Raw genomic sequence first — 3444 nt, 5'->3', positions numbered from 1 at the left:
TGCCAGATGTAGCGACCGCCCCAGTGCCCGACGGGTTGCCCCACGCCATGGCGTCGGTACTCGTCGAGCCGCTTCCGCAACCCTCGCGCCCCCTTCGACCCGCCGCCGGCCCTGCCGATGTAGAGCACGATCGCGCTCGCCACCCACGCGTCAGTCAGGCGGTTGAGCTCGACCGACGGGTTCTTGGCCTTGAACCATCCCGCCACGCTCGACTCGAGGAACACGGCGGGCTCCGACGAGTCCCGAACGACGACATACACACCAGGGTGTGTCGGCACGTGCGCATCGGGCAGCCGAGCAAATGGCGCGAACCCCGCCAGGCCCGCGTCGCGCAAACCCTGGAGCGTCCGCTCGCGGATCTCAACCATGTCGCCCCTGTCGTCGAGCCGCGTGGTCACTGCGGTGTGCGAGGGCGCGGCGTCCGGCGTCGTCGTGGCGGGATGAGTCCGAAGATGCGCTCCTCGACCTCGGACGCGCTCAGCCCGTGCGGTGCTCCCCATGCCGTCAAAATGTCGACGTACCGGGCGTAGTCGTCGGTGGATTGCCCCGATCGCGCCGCTGCCGACCGGGCTTTGCGCGACGCAGTCGCCACCGCCAACGACGGCCCGGCCCGGCCCGGCCCCGGACGACGATCCGCTGCGGGACCGGTTCATGCACACCACGTTCGACGGCGCACTGGCGGTGCACGTCGGCGGCGCCGTGCGGTGCGTCCCGGCGACGGACCCCGGTCAGCCACTGACGTCCTACCTCGACGCAGCACTGGGCGGACCGGACCTGCTCGCCGGGCCCATCGCGCGTCAGTTGCTCGAGGTGCTCGCCCCTCGACGAGCTGAGGGTGCGCGCACCCACAGCGTGCTGGCCGGGCGTCCCCTGGTCGCGCGCCTGCTTCACGAATGGGACCCTGAGCGCGCCACCCGCTGCCTGGCCGAGCTCGACGAGCTGGCCGCCGACCCGCGAGACGACATGCGCCGCGCGCCGCTGGTTCACGTGGGGCCGTTCGCGATCGTCATGGTGCCCTCGGGCACGGACGAGGTTCACGCGATGTCGGCCAGCGGTCCGCTGGGACGCTCGCACACCACCATCGACACCGCTCACCTGCTGGCCGCCAACGACACGTGGCTCGGCGACCAGGGCACCGCGACAGCAACGGCGTACGCGCGGCTGCGCGGCACCGGACTGAGTGCCCGCGACGCGCTCGGGACCCTTCCAGCGCTGCTGGCCGATCCTGCGTAGGGGGTTCGCTCGGAGGGGTCGGTTCGGCCGGGCGCCTTCGACCGGCGCCTCCCTGCCCCCTTCCCACTCGGAACCCTCATGACTATGATTCGGGTCATGACGACGACATCGTTGGCGAACGTGAAGGCACACCTGTCTCGCTTCGTCGACTCCGTCCACGACACGCACGAGCGCGTGACCATCACCCGCAACGGCGAGCCGGCGGCGGTCCTGATGTCGCCCGACGACCTCGCGTCCCTTGAGGAGACGATCGCCGTCCTGTCGGACGCCGCAGTCATGGCCGAGGTCCGAGAGGCTGACGCCGCAGTCGCCCGCGGTGACGTCACCCCGCTGGCAGACGTCTTGCGGGCCCGCGCCGCGAACGCGTGAGGTACGAGGTCCAGCTCGCTCCTCCGGCGCGGCGCGCCCTGGCCGGCGGGTTGCCTCCGGCGGTGGCCGCGGCGGTGATCGAGTTCCTCTCTGGTCCGCTGGCGGAGGCGCCGTTCCGCGTCGGCAAGCCCCTACGGAACGAGCTCGAGGGCAAGTGGTCGGCACGACGTGGTGAGTACCGCGTCATCTACACGATCAACGCGCGTGTGGTCACCGTGACCGTGCTGACGATCGCTCATCGCCGCGACGCCTACCGCACGTAGCCGCCCAGCAGCGGGCGCAGCGCCCGCGGCGACCGACAACCCCGTGATCAGGGACAACCCGTTGCGCTTCGCGAGCGGCCTGTGGGATGCGGCGGCCAACCTGTACCGGCTCGGCGCGCGCTACTACGACCCGGGTCTGGGCCGGTTCACGCAGTACGACCCGACCGGCCAGGAGCCCAACCCGTACGCGTACGCGGCAGATAACCCGGCGAACTTCATCGACCCCTCCGGGACGAAGTCGACGCTGTCGTCTCGCCTCGAGCTGGCTTCGGTCCTGCTGACAGGGGTAGGACTGGTGGCGACCGGAGTGGGAGCTCCGCTCGCCGTCGGGCTGGGGATCGGCGCGGCAGCCACCGCGGCCGATGTTGGCTCGAACCTCGCCAGGGGCAACAAGCGCGGAGCGCTGTTCGCCGGTGCGATGGGCGTCGTCGGGATGCGGACCGGCGTGGCAGGACACCTGCTGGGAGCCGGCAAGCTCTCATCGACACTGTACGAAGGCGCCTACGCGGGCATCGGCCTGTGGGGCGGGTCGCTGACATGAGGAGGGGCACTGATCATGGTCGCTGCTGGCAATAGCGGCAACATCCTGCTGGGCGTTGGCACCATCGTGGTCGCGGTTCTCATCGTGCTCGTGGTGAACAAGCTCCGCGGCGGAAGCGGACGCAAGTAGGTCCACCTTCACCGGCGCAACGCCGAGGGGGCCGGCACCGTACGTTGAGTACCGTGCCGGCCCCCGCGGCCGTTCCACTGCTGCTCCCCCACGGCCGATGGCCGCGCTTCGGGTGCCGACGCACGGTGACGCTGATCAGGTGCATCCTTGCCACGGCCTTCCGCGGTCGAGCGCCCCACAGCCCGGCTTCGGCTTATGCCCACGACGTCGCTGAGGCGCGCACGGGCTGACCTCGAACAGCTCGTCGAGCTCATCCGGGACATGCACGAGCGTGTGACCGCCGCCCGCAACGGCAAGCGGACGGCAGACCTGATGTAGCCCGACAGCGTCGCGAACCTCGAGGAGACGATCGCCGCGCTGTCGGACGCAACCGCGACGGTCGAGACCCAGGAGGCCGACGCCGCAGTCGCCCGCGATGAGGCCGGTCCGATGCGGCCCCACTCAGGTTGCCGTCCGGCCGCTAACCAGCCCACGCTCGTCCTCCCCGCCTCGGTCGTGCACTTCAACCTGCGCATGGTCCGCAAGTGGGCCAAGCGCATCGGGTTCCAGAGCGACGACATCCTGCTCGCACGCGACCGCGCCATCGCCGGGTACGAGGAGATCCCCCTCGACGACGACGAGCCGCCCGCGGCGCTGAGCCCGCCCACCGCAGCCTGACCCCGGCGACAACCCAGCCCTCTCGACCAGCCCACGGCCCCAGGCCGGTGGGCCCGTCGTCGTGCCCGGGCACGGTCAGCTGAGCGCTCCGGCCCCAGCACGTGCCCGTCGTCCAGCCACGAACGGCCCGAACGAGCACCGCAGGAACGACGAAACCCCCCGCGGGACGCCCTTCCGAGCCTCTCGCGAGGGGTTCTGTCACTTCAAGGCACTGAGTTCCGTCAGTACCCCCTGGCGGGGTAGTGACACAAC

At 70.8% G+C, this 3444-nt stretch carries 6 protein-coding genes; 5 read left to right on the top strand and 1 reads right to left on the bottom strand.

Going from position 1 to position 3444, the window contains the following annotated elements:
* Positions 1–398, bottom strand: a 398-nt coding sequence (locus tag Cph01nite_RS18805; protein WP_203676563.1) for a hypothetical protein, incomplete at its 3' end; no start/stop codon positions are given.
* Between the two features lie 253 nt (positions 399–651).
* Here Cph01nite_RS18805 and Cph01nite_RS18800 point away from each other — a divergent pair.
* The 5 genes from Cph01nite_RS18800 to Cph01nite_RS18780 all read left to right on the top strand — a co-directional run bounded on the left by Cph01nite_RS18800 (position 652) and on the right by Cph01nite_RS18780 (position 3192).
* Positions 652–1233: a hypothetical protein gene (locus Cph01nite_RS18800; RefSeq protein ID WP_203676562.1), complete on the top strand. Its 582-nt coding sequence runs from the start codon at positions 652–654 to the stop codon at positions 1231–1233.
* A gap of 96 nt (positions 1234–1329) precedes the next feature.
* Positions 1330–1602 carry a type II toxin-antitoxin system Phd/YefM family antitoxin gene (locus Cph01nite_RS18795; RefSeq protein ID WP_089801006.1) on the top strand — a complete coding sequence of 91 codons (273 nt, stop codon included), beginning with the start codon at positions 1330–1332 and terminating at the stop codon, positions 1600–1602.
* Positions 1599–1865, top strand: a complete 267-nt coding sequence (locus Cph01nite_RS18790) for a type II toxin-antitoxin system RelE family toxin (RefSeq protein WP_089800253.1) — start codon at positions 1599–1601, stop codon at positions 1863–1865. The genes Cph01nite_RS18795 and Cph01nite_RS18790 overlap by 4 nt, the downstream gene beginning before the upstream one ends.
* A gap of 43 nt (positions 1866–1908) precedes the next feature.
* Complete coding sequence (locus Cph01nite_RS18785) at positions 1909–2406, top strand: RHS repeat-associated core domain-containing protein (protein ID WP_239069370.1); 498 nt, start codon at positions 1909–1911, stop codon at positions 2404–2406.
* 624 nt (positions 2407–3030) lie between these two features.
* Entirely contained in the window at positions 3031–3192 is a 162-nt protein-coding gene (locus Cph01nite_RS18780; protein WP_203676561.1) for a hypothetical protein, read from the top strand.
* The last annotated feature ends 252 nt before the right edge of the window (positions 3193–3444 follow it).

Source organism: Cellulomonas phragmiteti (assembly GCF_016862775.1).
GTDB classification, from domain to species: Bacteria; Actinomycetota; Actinomycetes; order Actinomycetales; family Cellulomonadaceae; genus Cellulomonas; species Cellulomonas phragmiteti.
This window is presented reverse-complemented; position numbering and strand designations above follow the sequence as displayed.

Excerpts from the sequence above, each read along its gene's own strand:
- Cph01nite_RS18800 (WP_203676562.1), top strand. The coding sequence starts at position 652 with ATGCACACCACGTTCGACGGCGCACTGGCGGTGCACGTCGGCGGCGCC.
- Cph01nite_RS18795 (WP_089801006.1), top strand. The coding sequence starts at position 1,330 with ATGACGACGACATCGTTGGCGAACGTGAAGGCACACCTGTCTCGCTTC.